Source organism: Xanthomonas euvesicatoria, from assembly GCF_013112235.1.
In the GTDB taxonomy this organism is placed as follows: Bacteria; Pseudomonadota; Gammaproteobacteria; order Xanthomonadales; family Xanthomonadaceae; genus Xanthomonas; species Xanthomonas euvesicatoria.
This window is the reverse complement of record NZ_JABFFS010000001.1, coordinates 3,387,175-3,404,089: the sequence shown is the minus strand read 5'-3', so window position 1 is coordinate 3,404,089 and position 16,915 is coordinate 3,387,175. Positions and strand designations below refer to the sequence as shown.

Sequence of the window (16,915 nt, the reverse complement as noted above, 5' to 3'; positions counted from 1 at the left end):
GTGAGTGTGACCGCGCCAATTCCGCGACGGATGGCGTGGCCATCGCGTTTTCGGAGAGCAAGCTGCCGTGCGTGCGTCGGCAGCGCCGATCATTCTCCGCGTTCCATAGCCCGTACCACCTCGATTGGCACAAACATTGCTTGCTCCCTGGCAACACTTCGCGGGAGAGCACCGTGTCCAGCCCCTTCTCTTCGTTCCTCGGCGTCCATGGCGACGCGTTGACGCTGCGCGAGCAGCGCATGAAGCTCATTGCCAGCAATCTGAGCAATGTGGACACGCCCGGATACAAGGCCAAGGACCTGAACTTCGAGGCGGCGCTGAAGTCGGCGCAGGGCGAGCAGGATGGCGGTCTGCTGCAGACCACCGACGCCAAGCATTACGAAGTGGGCGGCGGCGCCGGGCTCAACCCTTTCCAGTTCACCCGCGAAGCCGATCAGCCCAGCCTTGACGGCAATACCGTCGATCCCGATGCCGAACGCGCCGCCTACGGCCGCGCCGCGCTGGAATACCGCGCGTCGCTGAGCTTCCTCGAATCCAAGGTGCGCTCGATGCTCACCGCGATCACGGGCCAATAAGTCATGAGCAATCTTCCCATCTTCGATGTGGCCGGCTCGGCGCTGCACGCGCAGTCGGTGCGCCTGAGCACCATTGCCTCCAACCTGGCCAACGCCGATTCGGTCGCAGGCTCGGCCGAGGCGACCTACAAGCCGATCGAGCCGATCTTCCAGGCCCAGCAAAGCCGCCAGGACCCCAGCCTGACCTCGGTGAACGTCAAGGAGATCACCACCACCAATGCGCCGCCGATCCGCCGCTACGAACCCGGCCACCCGCTGGCTGACGCCGACGGCTACGTGTTCTCGCCCGACGTGGATCCGGTCTCGCAGATGGTCAACATGATTTCCGCCTCGCGCAATTACCAGGCAGGCGTGGAAATGCTCAATACCGCCAAGGAACTGGCGCTCGCGACCCTCACCATGGGTCGCTGACCCTTCCTAGCTGACCCTTACCAACGGAATACTCCACATGAGCACGATCGGCAGCGATCTCTACAAAAGCCTTGGCCTGAGTACCAGCAGCACCGTCGCCAAGAAGGAGGAGGCACTCGGCCAGGCCGACTTCCTCAAACTGATGACCGAACAGCTGCAGCATCAAGACCCGCTCAAGCCGATGGAAAACAGCGCGTTTCTCGGGCAATTGGCGCAGTTTTCCACCGTGCAGGGCATTGGCGACCTCAATACCAAGGTCAGCAACTTTTCCGATTCGATGAACAGCGACCAGGTGCTCAAGGGCGCGGCGCTGGTTGGCCACAACGTGCTGGTGCCCTCGGCGCAGGTAGCGATCGATGCCACCGGCTCGGCCAAGGGCGTGGTGGCCGCGACTTCGGCCGGTTTCGTCAATTTCGAAATCACCGACGCCAACGGCACCTTCGTCAAACAGATCAGCGTGCCGGCCAGCGCCGCCGGTGAGGTGTCCTTCGACTGGGATGGCACCGACGCAAACGGCAATCGCATGGCGGCCGGCAAATACGGCGTGACTGCCACCCAGACCGACACCGCCGGCTCCAAAAGCAAGTTGTCTACCTATGTCCAGGCACCGGTGGACAGCGTCACGATCGGCTCGGACGGGTTGTATCTCAACCTGACCGGGCTAGGCACTTCCCCGCTCGCCAACGTGCTCCGCGTCAGCTGAGCCGGCAACCAACACCTAAAGGAACTCATCCATGGGCTTCAATACCTCGTTGTCCGGCATCAACGCAGCCAATGCCGATCTGAACGTCACCTCCAACAACATCGCCAACGTCAACACGACCGGGTTCAAGGAATCACGCGCCGAATTTGCCGACATGTTCCAGAGCACCAGCTATGGCCTGTCGCGCAATGCGGTCGGTTCGGGCGTGCGCGTCAGCAACGTGGCGCAGCAGTTCTCGCAGGGCAATATCGACCCGACCGGGCGCAGCCTGGACCTGGCGGTCTCCGGCGAAGGCTTCTTCACCGTCTCGTCCAACGGCGCCAAGATGTACACACGCGCCGGCAATTTCCAGACCGATGCCAACGGCTATGTGGTCAACCCGCAGGGCGCACGCCTGCAGGTGTTCGCGCCCAATCCCAGCGGCAACGGGTTTGACGTAGGCCGCCTGTCGGACCTGCAGTTGCTGACCACCGACAGCCCGCCGAAATCCACCTCCACGGTCAACCTGGCCTTCACCCTGCCCGGCAATGCCACCGCGCCGACGGTGACCCCGTTCAACCCGGCCGACGACAAGACTTATAGCCATTCCACCGGCGGCATCAATGTCTACGATTCGCTGGGCGTCAGCCATGTGCAGACCTCCTACTTCGTCAAGACCGCCAACCCCAACGAGTGGCAGGTCTACAACTACGTGGACGGCGCTGCGGTCGGTGCCCCGACCACCCTGCAGTTCTCCGATACCGGCGCGCTGACCACCCCGGCCAACGGCATCATCGCGATGGACCCGTTCACCCCGAGCACCGGCGCGGGCGTGCTGAACATGCAGCTCAACGTCACTGGCTCCACCCAGTACGGCGAAGCCTTCGCCCTGCGCGATACGCGCCAGGATGGCTACGCCAGCGGCAAGCTCAACGAAATCAGCATCGACACCAGCGGCGTGGTGTTCGCGCGCTATTCCAACGGTGCCGACAAGCCGCTGGGCCAGGTGGCGCTGAGCAGCTTCGTCAACCCGCAGGGCCTGCAGTCGCAGGGCAACAACATGTGGGCCGAGAGCTACACCTCCGGTGCCGCCCGCACCGGCGCGCCGGACACCTCGGACCTGGGCCAGATCGAATCCGGCTCGCTGGAAGCCTCCACGGTGGACCTGACCGAGCAGCTGGTGAACATGATCGTGGCCCAGCGCAACTTCCAGGCCAACTCGCAGATGATCTCGACCCAGGACCAGGTCACCCAGACGATCATCAATATTCGTTAAAAGCCGGGATTGGTGATTCGGGATTAGGGATTGGTAAAAGCCGGCACTCCGTCAATCGGTGACCGGCCCTGCCCCCTCAAATCCCGAGTCGCAACAGCCCGCTTTTACGAATCCCAAATCCCGAATCTCAAATCCCGGTGTCCCATGGATAAAGCCCTCTACGTCGCGATGACCGGTGCCCGCGCCTCACTGCAGGCGCAAAGCACCGTCTCGCACAATCTCGCCAATGTCGATACGGTGGGATTCAAGGCCGCGTTGGCCAACACCGAGGCGTTCAAGATCCAGGGCAAGGGCTATCCGTCGCGGATCGATGCGCTGCATGTAGACCAAGGGTTCGATCGTAGCCAGGGCCATCAGAAGGTCACCGGCAACCCGCTGGACGTGTCGCTGCAACAGGACCGCTGGTTGGCGGTGCAGTCGCCCGACGGCAGCGAGGCCTACACCCGCAACGGCGAATTGGCGCTCACCGCCAATGGCCAACTGGTCACCGCCAACGGGCATGCGGTGCTGGATGAAGGCGGCAACCCGATGACCATCCCACCGCACCAGGCGATGGAAATCGGCAGCGACGGAAGCATCTCCATCATTCCGCAGGGCGAAGGCCCGCAGACCATGGCCATCGTCGGCAAGATGAAGGTGGTGGATGCGCCCGCCGACCGTTTGACGCGGCGCCCCGACGGGCTGATGCGCAACACCAGCACCGACCCGGCACAGGCGTTTGCGGTGGCCACCGGCAAGACCGTCAACAGCGGCATGCTGGAAGGCAGCAACGTGGACGCGGCCGGCGCGCTGGTGGAAATGATCCAGTTGCAGCGGCAGTTCGAAATGCAGGTCAAGATCATCAAGAACGGCGACGACAACGCGCAATCGGCCAATTCGCTGTTGCGGGTGAGCGGCTAAGCGCCACTGGCGCCCAAGGCCGCACCGTCGGTGGCTCGCTGCTCTGCCGAGCACCTTGATGGCCGCCGCCCGGGTTCGCTGCAGAGCGGCTGGTTTGTGACTTGGCTGCAGGGTCCTTGCCCGCCCACCATCGCGGGACACGCCGCAAGTACGTCCTTGTAGGCTCTTACGCGGCATCCATGCCGCGTAAGGTCCCGCGACAGTGGGCGGGCAAGGACCTGTCGAGATGGTCGGTGCGCATGGTGCACACGTGCCTGACGTGGGCTGCTGGGATCACGGCCCATCCAGTCATCTTCTCCATGCAGGCCTCAGACCTGGCAATGGACAAGTTTTAAGGGAGGAACCGACAAACTCTCTGGTGCGGTGTCCTCGCCGCTTGCGGGACCGTTGGCGGCATGGATGCCGCCATCGAGCCCCCAGGGATGGGTTCACGGCGTGTCCCGCGAGCGGAGAGGGCACCGCACACTCGACCGACTCAGAGTTTGCCCTGATCCAGGACCACGCTAACAAGAAGCGGCTAACAAACTCCACCGCTCTCCGCCAAGCGAGCAAGACGCTACAACCGGCAACCTGCAACAGACCTCCAAGCGGATCTATCACGCAGCCCCACCGCTGCCGCTAGCTGCCGCCCCTGCCCCACGCAGCTCGCCCCCCCCCCCCCACCCCACGTGACCCACTGCACACCCGGCAGAAATCCGACGCGGGTTTGGCACGGCACGTGCATATACCCACCCGTACCCGGAACACATCCCCGGGTCTAACGAGGAATCGGGTCATGAATCAGGCTTTGTGGGTCGCCAAAACCGGGCTGGATGCGCAGCAGACGCGCATGTCGGTCATTTCCAACAACCTGGCCAATACCAATACCACCGGCTTCAAGCGCGACCGTGCCGCGTTCGAAGACCTGTTGTACCAACAGGTGCGTGCGCCCGGCGGCTCGACCTCCGCGCAGACGCAGCTGCCGACCGGCCTGCAACTGGGTACCGGCGTGCGCGTGGTGTCCACCTTCAAGGGGTTCGACCAGGGCAGCCAGCAGCAGACCGGCCGCGCGCTGGACGTGATGGTCAACGGTCGCGGTTTCTTCGAAGTGCAGATGCCTGATGGCACCTCGGCCTACACCCGCGACGGCACCTTCCAGATCAACGCGCAGGGCGAACTGGTCACCAACAGCGGCTACCCGCTGCAGCCGGGCATCCAGGTGCCGGAAGGCGCGCAGTCGCTGACCATCGGCAACGACGGCACCATCAGCGTGACGCTGGCCGGCCAGGCCGCCGCGCAGGAAATCGGCGCATTGACGCTGACCGACTTCATCAATCCCTCGGGCCTGCAGGCCAAGGGCGAAAACCTGTTCGTCGAAACCACCGCCTCGGGCCCCGCGCAGAACGGCACGCCTGGCCTCAACGGCCTGGGCACCACCGTGCAGGGAGCGCTGGAAGGCAGCAACGTCAATACGGTGGAAGAGCTGGTGAGCATGATCGAGACGCAGCGCGCCTACGAAATGAATGCCAAGGCCATCTCCACCACCGACTCGATGCTCGGTTACTTGAACAACAACGTCTGATCGGCTCGCCGCTCCTCGCCCTCACAGGAATCAACGCCATGTCACGCCTGCCTTCTCTCTCCCGCCTGTGCCTCGCCATTGCCTGCAGCGCGCTGCTGGGTGGCTGCGTGGCCGCCGGCGATGTACGTCCGTTCGCCGAACTGGCGCCGATCGTGCCGGTGGTGGCACCGGTGGCGCAGCCGACCGCCGGTGCGATCTACGCCGCCGGCCCCAGCCTGAACCTGTATGGCGATCGCCGTGCCCGCGATGTCGGCGATCTGCTGACGGTGAACCTGGTCGAAAGCACCACCGCCTCGTCCACCGCCAACACCAGCATCAGCAAGAAGGACGCCACCACCATGGCCGCGCCGACCCTGCTGGGCGCGCCGCTCACCGTGGGTGGCTTGAACGTGCTTGAGAACAGCACCAGCGGCGACCGCAGCTTTGCCGGCAAGGGCAACACCGCGCAGAGCAACCGCATGCAGGGCAGCGTCACCGTCACCGTGATGCAACGCCTGCCCAACGGCAACCTGGTGATCCAGGGGCAGAAGAACCTGCGCCTGACCCAGGGCGACGAACTGGTGCAGGTGCAAGGCATCGTGCGCGCCGCCGACATCGCCCCGGACAACACCGTGCCCTCCAGCAAGGTGGCCGACGCCCGCATCGCTTACGGCGGCCGCGGCGCGATCGCGCAGTCCAATGCAATGGGCTGGCTGAGCCGCTTCTTCAATTCCCGTCTGTCGCCCTACTGAGCCTGCGACCATGAACCTGTCTTCCCTGCCCTTCCGTCTGCTGGCTGCCGCCGTCGCGCTGTGCGCGATTGCCGCGCCGGCCAGCGCCGAGCGCATCAAGGATCTTGCCCAGGTCGGCGGCGTGCGCGGCAACGCGCTGGTCGGCTACGGCCTGGTGGTTGGCCTGGACGGCAGCGGCGACCGTACCAGCCAGGCACCCTTCACCGTGCAGAGCCTGAAGAACCTGCTCGGCGAGCTGGGCGTCAATGTTCCGGCGAACGTCAACCCGCAGCTGAAAAACGTCGCGGCCGTGGCCATCCATGCCGAATTGCCGCCGTTCGCCAAGCCCGGCCAGCCCATCGACATCACCATTTCCTCGATCGCCAACGCAGTGTCGCTGCGCGGCGGCTCGCTGCTGATGGCACCGCTGAAGGGCGCCGATGGCCAGGTCTATGCGATGGCTCAGGGCAACCTGGTCGTTGGCGGCTTCGGTGCGCAAGGCAAGGACGGCTCGCGCGTTTCGGTCAATGTGCCCAGCGTCGGGCGCATTCCCAACGGCGCCACTGTCGAACGAGCATTGCCGGACGTGTTCGCCGGCACCGGCGAGATCACCCTCAACCTGCACCAGAACGACTTCACCACCGTCTCGCGCATGGTCGCGGCGATCGACAGCAGCTTCGGCGCCGGCACCGCGCGTGCGGTCGACGGCGTGACCGTGGCGGTGCGCTCGCCGACCGACCCGGGTGCGCGGATCGGCCTGTTGTCGCGGCTGGAAAACGTCGAGCTCTCCCCGGGAGATGCACCGGCCAAGGTGGTGGTCAATGCGCGTACCGGCACCGTGGTCATCGGCCAGCTGGTGCGGGTGATGCCGGCCGCCATCGCGCATGGCTCGCTCACCGTCACCATCAGCGAAAACACCAACGTCAGCCAGCCGGGCGCCTTCAGTGGCGGCCGCACTGCGGTGACCCAGCAATCGACGATCACGGCCACCTCCGAAGGCAGCCGCATGTTCAAGTTCGAAGGCGGCACCACGCTCGATCAGATCGTACGCGCAGTCAACGAAGTGGGCGCCGCGCCCGGCGACCTGGTGGCCATCCTGGAAGCGCTCAAGCAAGCCGGTGCGCTGACGGCGGAGCTAGAGGTGATCTGACATGCGTATCGCAGCCTCGCCCATTGATCTCAACCCGAGCACCAAGGCCGATCCGGCAAAGATCGACAAGGTCTCCCGTCAGCTCGAAGGTCAGTTCGCGCAGATGCTGGTCAAGAGCATGCGCGATGCGAGCTCCGGCGACCCGATGTTTCCGGGCCAAAACCAGATGTTCCGCGAAATGTACGACCAGCAGATGGCCAAGGCGTTGACCGACGGCAAGGGGCTGGGACTGTCGGCGATGATCTCCAAGCAGCTCAGTGGCGACACGGGCGGCCCGGCCTTGAACACCTCGTTGAACACTGCCGAAGCGGCCAAGGCGTACGCCCTGGTTGCCGGCAAGCGCGACGCCTCGTTGCCGCTGCCCGCCCGCGACGGCGCGGCCACCGGCATCACGACCAGCAGCGTGGCGAAGGCGGCCCTGGGCGCAGGCAACTTGAGCGGCATCGGCATGAGCCAGGTGCTGGATCTGATTGCCGGGCGTACCGGCGCTGGCGAAGCCGGCAGCGACGATGCTGCAGCACTGAGCTGGCCGTCGGCCAACGATCGCTGGGCCGATGTGGCCGCCAGCGATGCAGCCGATGCCAATGCCGCGGTCAATGCGAGCGCCGCCAGCAGCGCCGCTGCCAGCCTGGGCGAACGCACCCCGGAAGGCTTTGTCGCCAAGATCTGGACGCATGCGCAAAAGGCTGCGCGCGAACTGGGTGTGGACCCGCGCGCGCTGGTGGCCCAGGCCGCATTGGAAACCGGTTGGGGCCGTCGCGGCATCGGCAACGGTGGCGACTCCAACAACCTGTTCGGCATCAAGGCCACCGGCTGGAGCGGCGACAAGGTCACCACCGGCACCCACGAATACGTCAACGGCGTCAAAACCACCGAAACCGCCGATTTCCGCGCCTATGGCTCGGCCGAGGAGAGTTTTGCCGACTACGTGCGGCTGCTGAAGAACAACAGCCGTTACCAGCCCGCGCTGCAGGCCGGCACCGATATCAAGGGTTTTGCACGCGGCTTGCAACAAGCCGGATACGCCACCGATCCGGGCTATGCGGCCAAGATCGCGGCGATCGCCAACGGCCCGACCATCGACCGTGCGGTGGCCGCCATCGGCAACGCGGCGGCCGATCTGTCCAACCGCTATGCCAGTACCGTCGAGCCGGTCGGGCTCGGAACCATCCGTCGCTGAGGTAAACGCTCATGTCCATCATGTCCACCGGGACCAGCGCGCTCATCGCCTTCCAACGGGCGTTGTCGACCGTTAGCCATAACGTCGCCAACATCAATACCGAAGGCTATAGCCGCCAACGTGTGGAATTTGCAACGCGCACGCCCACCGACATGGGCTACGCGTTCGTGGGCAATGGCGCCAAGATCACCGATGTGGGCCGGGTCGCCGACCAGCTGGCCATCTCGCGCCTGCTCGACAGCGGCGGCGAACTCTCGCGCCTGCAGCAGCTGTCCTCGCTGTCCAACCGCGTCGACGCGCTGTACTCCAACACCGCCACCAACGTGGCCGGGCTGTGGTCGAATTTCTTCGATTCCACCAGCGCGGTGTCGTCCAACGCCTCCTCCACCCCCGAGCGCCAGAGCATGCTCGACAGCGGCAATTCGCTGGCGACGCGCTTCAAGCAGCTCAACGGGCAGATGGACAGCCTGAGCAACGAAGTCAACAGCGGGTTGACCTCCTCGGTGGACGAAGTCAACCGCTTGACGCAGCAGATCGCCAAGCTCAACGGCACCATCGGCAGCAGTGCCCAGGCGGCAGCGCCGGACATGCTGGATCAGCGCGACGCGCTGGTGAGCAAGCTGGTCGGTTTTACCGGCGGCACGGCGGTGATCCAGGACGGCGGCTTCATGAATGTTTTCACCGCCGGCGGCCAGCCGCTGGTGGTCGGTACCACCTCTTCCAAACTCGTCACCGTTGCCGACCCGTATCAGCCGACCAAGCTGCAGGTGGCGATGCAGACCCAAGGCCAGAACGTCAGCCTCAGCGCCAGTTCGCTGGGCGGCCAGATCGGCGGTCTGCTGGAATTTCGCAGCAGCGTGCTGGAGCCGACCCAGGCCGAACTCGGCCGCCTGGCCGTGGGCATGGCCAGCACCTTCAATGCCGGCCACAGTCAGGGGATGGACTTGTATGGCGCGATGGGCGGCAACTTCTTCAATATCGGTTCGCCTACCGTTGCCGCCAATCCGAGCAATACCGGCAGCGCATCGCTGAGCGCCAGTTTCAGCAACGTGAGTGCCGTTGACGGCCAGAACGTCACGCTCAGCTTCGACGGCACCACCTGGAAAGCCATCAACGCCAGTACCGGCTCTGCCGTGCCGATGACCGGTACCGGCACCGCCGCCGACCCGCTGGTGCTCAATGGCGTCAGCATGGTGGTGGGCGGCACGCCGGCCAGCGGCGACAAGTTCCTGCTGCAGCCCACCGCCGGGCTGGCCGGCAGCTTGTCGGTGGCCATTACCGATCCCTCGCGGATTGCCGCCGCCACCCCGGTCAAGGCCACCGCCACGGTCGCCAACCTGGGCACTGGCAAGATCAGCGACGTCAAGGTCACCAATGCGCAGAATCCCGCGCTGCTGACCCCCTCGTCGATCGAGTTCATCGACGCCAACCAGTACACCATCGATGGCGCCGGCCCGTTCGCCTACACCGCCGGCCAGACCATCAGCGCCAACGGCTGGAGCTTCGCGCTGGACGGCGCACCCAAGGCCGGCGACACCTTCGGCGTCGGCCCGATGGGCGCAGGCTCCAGCGACAACGGCAATGCCAAATTGCTGGCCAACATCGACGATGCCAAGGCGCTCAGCGGCGGCACGGTCACCCTCAATGGCGCGCTCTCCGGCCTGACCACCTCGGTGGGTTCGGCCGCGCGTGCGGCCAGCTATTCGGCCGATGCGCAGAAGGTCATCAACGACCAGGCGCAGGCCAGCCGCGATTCGATTTCCGGCGTCAACCTCGACGAGGAAGCCGCCAACATGCTGAAGCTGCAGCAGGCCTACCAGGCCGCCGCACAGATGATCTCTACCGCCGACACCGTCTTCCAAGCCATCCTGGGTGCCGTACGCTGATGACCGACCGTATCTCCACCAGCATGATGTACAGCCAGTCGGTCGCCTCGATGGGCGCCAAGCAGTCGCGGCTGAACCAGCTCGAATCGCAGCTCTCCAGTGGGCAGCGCCTGGTCACCGCCAAGGACGACCCGGTGGCTGCGGGCACGGCGGTCGGCCTGGACCGTGCCCTGGCGGCGATCACGCGCTTCGGCGAAAACGCCAACAACGTGCAGAACCGGCTCGGGCTGCAGGAAAACGCGCTCTCGCAAGCCGGCGACAAAATGGCGCGCGTCACCGAATTGGCGGTGCAGGCCAGCAATTCTTCGCTCAGCCCCGATGACCGCAAGGCGATCGCCTCGGAACTGACAGCGCTGCGCGAGAGCATGGTGAGCCTGGCCAACAGCACCGACGGCACCGGACGCTACCTGTTCGGCGGCACCGCCGATGGCAGTGCGCCTTTCATCAAGAGCAATGGCAGCGTCACCTACAACGGCGACCAGACCCAGAAGCAGGTCGAAGTGGCGCCGGACACCTTCGTCAGCGACGCCCTGCCCGGCAGCGAAATCTTCATGCGCATCCGCACCGGCGACGGCACCGTGGATGCGCACGCCAACGCCGCCAACACGGGGACCGGCTTGCTGCTGGATTTCAGCCGCGACGCGAGCACCGGCAGCTGGAACGGTGGAAGTTACAGCGTGCAGTTCACCGCCGCCGACACCTATGAAGTGCGCGACAGCACCAATACGGTGGTCGGCACCGGCACCTACAAGGAGGGCGAAGACATCAACGCCGCCGGCGTGCGCATGCGCATCAGCGGCGCACCGGCGGTGGGCGACAGTTTCCAGATTGGCGCCTCCGGCACCAAGGATGTGTTCTCCACCATCGGCGACCTGGTCGGCGCGCTCAACTCCGATACGCTGACCGCGCCACAGAAGACAGCGATGATCAACACGCTGCAGTCGTCGATGCGCGACATCACCCAGGCGTCTTCGAAGATGATCGATGCGCGCGCCTCCGGCGGCGCGCAGTTGTCGGCCATCGACAATGCCAACGCATTGCTCGAATCCAACGAAGTCACCCTCAAGACCAGCCTGTCGTCGATCCGCGATCTGGATTACGCCTCGGCGATTGGGCAGTACCAACTCGAGAAGGCCTCGTTGCAGGCCGCTCAAACGATTTTTCAGCAGATGCAGTCGTCGTCGTTGTTCAACATCATCCGCTGATTTTGCCGCAGAAAACCTGGGCTTTCTTCGCTCCTGCGCGTGAGCGCTTGCGCAGGCGTACGGTGTTTATTTTCCGAAGAGTTATACCAACGCTAAAGATTGGCGGGGTGCTGCCGAATAAACCAAACCGTTGATACACAACGCTTACGTATTTCGTCCCGACGCAGAAAGACAGTAAAAAATACTGAATTTCGCTAAAGGTTCCCGACGCAACGCCGTTATTCATCTCAGCAGCGGCAACGGCCAACTTGATGGCCCCCCTGCGGAGGCTCCAGGCAAGTCCCCCTTGCCGGAAAAATCGCTTAGGAGAAATCAAAATGGCACAGGTAATCAACACCAACGTAATGTCGCTGAACGCTCAGCGGAACCTCAACACCAACAGCTCCAGCTTGGCGCTGAGCATCCAGCAGCTCTCGTCTGGCAAGCGCATCACCAGCTTTGCCGTAGACGCAGCCGGCGGCGCAATCGCCGAGCGCTTCACGACCCAGATCCGCGGCCTGGACGTTGCCTCGCGCAACGCCAACGACGGCATCTCGCTGTCCCAGACCGCCGAAGGCGCGATGGAGGAAATCGGCAACAATCTGCAGCGTATCCGCGAGCTGTCGGTGCAGTCGGCAAATGCAACTAACTCGTCCACCGACCGCGAGGCCCTGAATTCCGAAGTCAAGCAGCTGACCGCGGAAATCGACCGCGTCGCCAATCAGACAAGCTTCAACGGCACCAAGCTGCTGGACGGCTCGTTCTCCGGCGCGCTGTTCCAGGTCGGCGCCGACGCCGGCCAGACCATCGGCATCAACAGCATCGCCGACGCCAACATCGATTCGCTGGGCAAGGCCAACTTCGCTGCCGCCGTTTCCGGCGCCGGCGTGAGCGGCACCGCCACCGCCTCCGGTTCTGTCAGCGGCATCAGCCTGTCGTTCAAGGACGCCAGCGGTTCGGCCAAGAGCATCACCATTGCCGACGTCAAGGTCGCTGCCGGCGACACCGCTGCCGACGTCAACAAGAAGGTTGCCTCGGCGATCAACGACAAGCTCGACCAGACCGGCATGTACGCCTCGATCAAGAGCGACGGCTCGGTGCAGATCGAATCGCTGAAGGCTGGCCAGGACTTCACCTCGCTGTCGGCCGGCACCTCCAGCGCCGCTGGCATCACCGTCGGCGCCGGCATCACCACCGCTTCGGCCGCTTCCGGTTCCACCGCTTCGACCTTGGGCAGCCTGGATATCTCCACGTTCTCCGGCGCACAGAAAGCACTGGAAATCGTCGACAAGGCGCTGACCACGGTCAACTCCTCGCGCGCCGACATGGGTGCGGTGCAGAAGCGCTTCACCTCCACCATCGCCAACCTGAGCGCAACCTCGGAAAACCTGTCGGCCTCACGCAGCCGGATCGCCGATACCGACTATCCCAAGGCCACCGCCGAACTGACCCGCACGCAGATCCTGCAGCAGGCCGGTACCGCGATGCTGGCCCAGGCCAAGTCGGTTCCGCAGAACGTGCTGAGCCTGCTGCAGTAACGGGCAGTCACCTGCCACAGCAATGCGGCAGCGCTCCACAGCATGTCCAAAGCCCCTCTTCGGAGGGGCTATTTTGTGGCCGCAGCCCGTCCACGCCCGCCATGGACGGTTTGTTGACGCGCGCCGCCGGCCGCGACGGGCATGGAACTTGCACAGATAGCAACCGTGCACGTGACCCTCGCCGCCGCTAAAGTCCTAGCGGATGCGGCCGATACCCGTCACGTAATCCCATGCGTCCGTCTGTTTCGGACGCCCAGACGAGGAATGCAACATGGCATCGGTGATCAGCACTTCCGCCTCCGGATTGGACATCCCTACCGTGGTGTCCACCCTGGTGTCCCGGCAGAAAGACCCCGAGCAGGCACGCATCAACAAGGCCGGCACCGCCGCGACCACGCAGTTGTCGGCGATCAGCCAGATCAAGAGCAGCATGACCACGCTCAAGTCTGCGCTGGACAAGGTGATCAGCAGCGCCGACACCAACGCCTACAAGGCCACGGTGCCGACCGATGCCGGCTTCACCGCCACCACCACCAGCTCGGCGGCGCCGGGCAACTATTCGGTGGAAGTGGTCTCGCTGGCGACCTCGCAGAAACTGGCCTCCGGTGCATTCGCTGCCGATGCCACCGTGGGTAGCGGCACGCTGACGATCGGCTATGGCGATCAGAGCGTCACCGTGGACATCAGCGGCACCGACAAGCTCACCGACATCGCTGCAGCCATCAACAAGGCCGCCGGCGGCAAGGGCGTGACTGCCAGCGTGGTCACCGCCAACGATGGCCAGCACCTGGTCTTCAATGCGGTCGACTCCGGTACCAAGGGCGCCCTGACCATCAGCGCCAGCGACCCCAGCCTGAGCAGCCTCACCTACGGCCCCGGCGTCACCGGCGGGCTGAACCAGACCGTCGCTGCCGCCGACGCGCTGGTACGCGTGGACGGTTTCGAGCGCACGTCCAGCTCCAACACCGTCAGCGACATCGTGCCCGGCGTGGTGCTCACCCTGACCAAGGCCGCTGAAGGCACCAAGTTCAATCTGGGCGTGGCCGCCGACACCAGCGGCCTCAAGGGCAACCTCACCGCGTTCGCCGCGGCCTACAACACCGCCAACACGCTGCTGGCCAAGAGCAGCAGTTACGACGCCACCACCAAGACTGCCTCGGCGCTGACCGGCGATTCGCTGGTGCGCAGCCTGCAACAACAGCTGCGCGGCCAGGTCAGCGGCAACGTCAACGAACTCAAGGCGCTCGGCCTGACCATCGACAAGGATGGCGTGATGAGTTTCGACGGCGCCAAGTTCGACACCGCCATCGCCTCCGACGGCGGCGCCGCGGCCGAGGTGTTGGGCAAGGACAGCAAATTCGGTGGCAACCTGACCAAGCTGCTGGACAGCAACGTCAATGCAACCAACGGCACGCTGACCCTGCGCTCGGACAGTTTGAACAAGACCATCAAGGGCTATGAATCGGAGCTGGACGATCTCGATGCGCGCATGGAAAAACTCAGCGACCGCTACACCGCGCAGTTCGCCGCGATGGACGCCATGATCAGCAAGTTGCAAGGCAGCACCAGCTCGCTCAGCGGCCTGCTGACAAGCTGATTTCCGTGATGACGATCCTCAAGTCCTGTCAGGGTATTGCCGATACAAGTAAGGCCTATCGTGATTTCGGCCTTGCCTTCCGGCAGGAGCGTCGTCGCAGGAGCGCAGCGCTACGGGACCAGCGAAGGTCAGCCCATTGAGGAGTCATCCATGTACGGTTCCAATCGTCAGTATGCCGAGCAATATCGCAAGGTCGGCGTGGCCACCAGCGTGACCGAAGCCGACCCGCACAAGCTGGTTTCGCTGCTGTTTGCCGGTGCCTGCCAACGCATCCGTCTGGCCCAGGCCTGCCTGGCGCAGGGCGACCAGGCGCGCAAGGGCAAGGCCATCGGCGAGGCTTGCGCGATCGTCGGTCACTTGAACGGCTCGCTCGATCACGAAGCCGGTGGCGAGATCGCTGGTAACCTCTCGGCCCTGTACGACTACGTGATGCAGCGGCTGACCGCGGCCAACCTGCACAACGACGAGACCGCGTTGACCGAAGCGCTGAGGTTGCTCAGCGAAATCGACTCGGCGTGGAACTCCATCCCCCTCGAACAACGCGGCCTTTCCGCCGTTTCGTGAGTCCTGCCATGCATAGCGTGCAAAGCCTTCAAGCAGAAATCGCCGACCTCCGCCTGGCCATGGCGCAAGAGGAGTTCGAGGCGATGCCGCAGATGCTGGACAACCACGACCTGCACCTGCGCGAATACGCGCAGCAGGTGGACATCCAGCAGGACCGCGACGCGCTGCAGGCCTTGCTCACCATGCATCAGGACTTGATGCGGATGATGCGCGAGCGGCAGCGCAAGCTGCTGGAACTGATCCGCGCACAGCGCACCTCATCGTCGGCCAGCCGCGCCTACGCGCGGGTCGGACGGATCTGATGAGCGCGCTCGGCACACTCGCGCCATCCGCCGATGCCGAGCTGTTTGCCGACACGCTCAGTTGCCAATTGCAGTTGCCGGCCGGCTTCCGCGCCGGGAGCGATGCGGGCGCGCACAGCGCCGCTGAAACCCTGTTGCGCAGTCTTGGCCAGGTCGAAGACCTGCGTAGCGAAGAAACCAGCGAGGACCGCGGCGAACTGCCGCTGCTGGTGCAGCGCATGGACGCCAAACTGGATTTGATGCTGGCGCTGATCGGCCGCCTGGTGCGCCAGGGCGACAGCGGCCTGAGCCAGGGAATGGTGCATTGGTCGGTGCGCGGGATCCGCCTGAGTTGCGCAACCAGTCACCCGCCCGGCACAACCGGCGCCGTTTGCCTGCAGCCGTCCGACTGGCTTCCTGAACTTGTACAGCTTCCTGCTACCGTGCTGGCGAACGCGAGCGATGGCCACGATGTCTGGCTGTGGCTGCGGTTTGCCCCGCTCGCGCCCGGCCTGCAGGACGCGCTGGAACGCCACCTGTTTCGCTTGCACCGCCGTCAGATCGCCGACGCCCGCCGCCAGCGTTGATCCGATAGTTGGCGCCGGGCGCCGGGTCAGCTAAGGTGCCCTTTACTGAAAAAGGTCTCTTCTGCGCCGTGCGAGTCATCATCGTCGACGATCACACCCTTGTCCGTGCCGGCCTGTCCAGGCTGCTGCAAACCTTCGCCGGCATCGATGTCGTGGGCGAAGCCAGCAATGCGCAACAAGCCCTGGACATGACGTCCCTGCACCGGCCCGACCTGGTGCTGATGGACCTGTCTTTGCCCGGCCGCAGCGGCCTGGATGCCATGACCGACGTGCTGCGCGCCGCGCCGCGCACGCACGTGGTGATGATGTCGATGCACGACGACCCGGTGCATGTGCGCGATGCGCTCGATCGCGGCGCGGTCGGCTTCGTGGTCAAGGACGCCGCGCCGCTGGAACTGGAATTGGCGTTGCGCGCCGCCGCCGCCGGGCAGGTGTTCCTGAGCCCGCAGATCTCGTCCAAGATGATTGCGCCGATGCTGGGCCGCGAAAAGCCGGTCGGCATTGCCGCGCTGTCGCCGCGTCAGCGCGAGATCCTGCGCGAAATCGGCCGCGGACAGAGCAACAAGGAAATCGCCGCCGATTTGGGCATCAGCGTCAAGACCGTGGAAACCCACCGCGCCCGCATGATGGAATCGCTCGGATGCCGTCGCGCCAACGATCTGGTGCTGCTGGCCGCCAAACATCACAACGAGTTGGTCTGACGCGCCATCCGGGCAAGCGTGGGCCAGCGACGCTGAAAACAGTGACGGGATTCCGGCGGGCACGCTTGAGCCCGCCTGCAACGTCAGGAAGTTCCTGACAAACTGTCGGGAAAATCATGAGTCACCTCACCT

The 16,915-nt window shown here is 64.7% G+C and carries 17 protein-coding genes and 1 pseudogene; all 18 read left to right on the top strand.

Going from position 1 to position 16,915, the window contains the following annotated elements:
* The first annotated feature begins 173 nt into the window (after positions 1–173).
* Positions 174–575 carry a flagellar basal body rod protein FlgB gene (gene flgB, locus HLH45_RS14685; RefSeq protein ID WP_003482950.1) on the top strand — a complete coding sequence of 134 codons (402 nt, stop codon included), beginning with the start codon at positions 174–176 and terminating at the stop codon, positions 573–575.
* A 3-nt stretch (positions 576–578) separates the two neighbouring features.
* Positions 579–986 carry a flagellar basal body rod protein FlgC gene (flgC, locus tag HLH45_RS14680; protein ID WP_005914451.1) on the top strand — a complete coding sequence of 136 codons (408 nt, stop codon included), beginning with the start codon at positions 579–581 and terminating at the stop codon, positions 984–986.
* A gap of 37 nt (positions 987–1,023) precedes the next feature.
* Complete coding sequence (locus HLH45_RS14675; protein ID WP_005914450.1) at positions 1,024–1,689, top strand: flagellar hook assembly protein FlgD; 666 nt, start codon at positions 1,024–1,026, stop codon at positions 1,687–1,689.
* Between the two features lie 31 nt (positions 1,690–1,720).
* Positions 1,721–2,944, top strand: coding sequence for a flagellar hook protein FlgE (gene flgE / locus HLH45_RS14670; RefSeq protein ID WP_003482957.1), 1,224 nt, complete (start codon positions 1,721–1,723; stop codon positions 2,942–2,944).
* Positions 2,945–3,088: 144 nt separating this feature from the next.
* Positions 3,089–3,844, top strand: coding sequence for a flagellar basal-body rod protein FlgF (gene flgF, locus HLH45_RS14665; RefSeq protein WP_005914448.1), 756 nt, complete (start codon positions 3,089–3,091; stop codon positions 3,842–3,844).
* A gap of 190 nt (positions 3,845–4,034) precedes the next feature.
* Positions 4,035–4,351 (top strand): annotated as a pseudogene (locus HLH45_RS21820) (hypothetical protein); the annotation flags it as partial.
* Positions 4,352–4,619: 268 nt separating this feature from the next.
* Positions 4,620–5,405 carry a flagellar basal-body rod protein FlgG gene (gene flgG / locus HLH45_RS14660; RefSeq protein WP_003482961.1) on the top strand — a complete coding sequence of 262 codons (786 nt, stop codon included), beginning with the start codon at positions 4,620–4,622 and terminating at the stop codon, positions 5,403–5,405.
* A gap of 38 nt (positions 5,406–5,443) precedes the next feature.
* Entirely contained in the window at positions 5,444–6,136 is a 693-nt protein-coding gene (flgH, locus tag HLH45_RS14655; RefSeq protein ID WP_008575962.1) for a flagellar basal body L-ring protein FlgH, read from the top strand.
* Between the two features lie 10 nt (positions 6,137–6,146).
* Positions 6,147–7,265 (top strand): flagellar basal body P-ring protein FlgI, encoded by a 1,119-nt coding sequence (locus HLH45_RS14650; RefSeq protein ID WP_008575960.1) that lies wholly within the window; start codon positions 6,147–6,149, stop codon positions 7,263–7,265.
* Position 7,266: 1 nt separating this feature from the next.
* A complete protein-coding gene (locus HLH45_RS14645) occupies positions 7,267–8,445 on the top strand; it encodes a flagellar assembly peptidoglycan hydrolase FlgJ (RefSeq protein WP_008575959.1) in 1,179 nt (392 codons plus the stop codon).
* An 11-nt stretch (positions 8,446–8,456) separates the two neighbouring features.
* Positions 8,457–10,331: a flagellar hook-associated protein FlgK gene (gene flgK / locus HLH45_RS14640; protein WP_008575956.1), complete on the top strand. Its 1,875-nt coding sequence runs from the start codon at positions 8,457–8,459 to the stop codon at positions 10,329–10,331.
* A complete protein-coding gene (flgL, locus tag HLH45_RS14635; RefSeq protein ID WP_008575954.1) occupies positions 10,331–11,536 on the top strand; it encodes a flagellar hook-associated protein FlgL in 1,206 nt (401 codons plus the stop codon). The genes flgK and flgL overlap by 1 nt, the downstream gene beginning before the upstream one ends.
* A gap of 317 nt (positions 11,537–11,853) precedes the next feature.
* Positions 11,854–13,053: a flagellin gene (locus HLH45_RS14630; RefSeq protein WP_008575952.1), complete on the top strand. Its 1,200-nt coding sequence runs from the start codon at positions 11,854–11,856 to the stop codon at positions 13,051–13,053.
* Between the two features lie 271 nt (positions 13,054–13,324).
* Positions 13,325–14,650, top strand: a complete 1,326-nt coding sequence (fliD, locus tag HLH45_RS14625) for a flagellar filament capping protein FliD (protein WP_008575951.1) — start codon at positions 13,325–13,327, stop codon at positions 14,648–14,650.
* 150 nt (positions 14,651–14,800) lie between these two features.
* Positions 14,801–15,214 (top strand): flagellar export chaperone FliS, encoded by a 414-nt coding sequence (fliS, locus tag HLH45_RS14620; protein WP_008575950.1) that lies wholly within the window; start codon positions 14,801–14,803, stop codon positions 15,212–15,214.
* Between the two features lie 8 nt (positions 15,215–15,222).
* Positions 15,223–15,516: a hypothetical protein gene (locus tag HLH45_RS14615; protein ID WP_008575949.1), complete on the top strand. Its 294-nt coding sequence runs from the start codon at positions 15,223–15,225 to the stop codon at positions 15,514–15,516.
* Entirely contained in the window at positions 15,516–16,082 is a 567-nt protein-coding gene (locus HLH45_RS14610; protein ID WP_008575948.1) for a PilZ domain-containing protein, read from the top strand. The genes HLH45_RS14615 and HLH45_RS14610 overlap by 1 nt, the downstream gene beginning before the upstream one ends.
* A gap of 68 nt (positions 16,083–16,150) precedes the next feature.
* The gene (locus HLH45_RS14605; RefSeq protein WP_003482986.1) at positions 16,151–16,783 is read left to right on the top strand and encodes a response regulator transcription factor; all 633 of its coding nucleotides are present in this window, start codon (positions 16,151–16,153) and stop codon (positions 16,781–16,783) included.
* Positions 16,784–16,915: the final 132 nt, after the last annotated feature.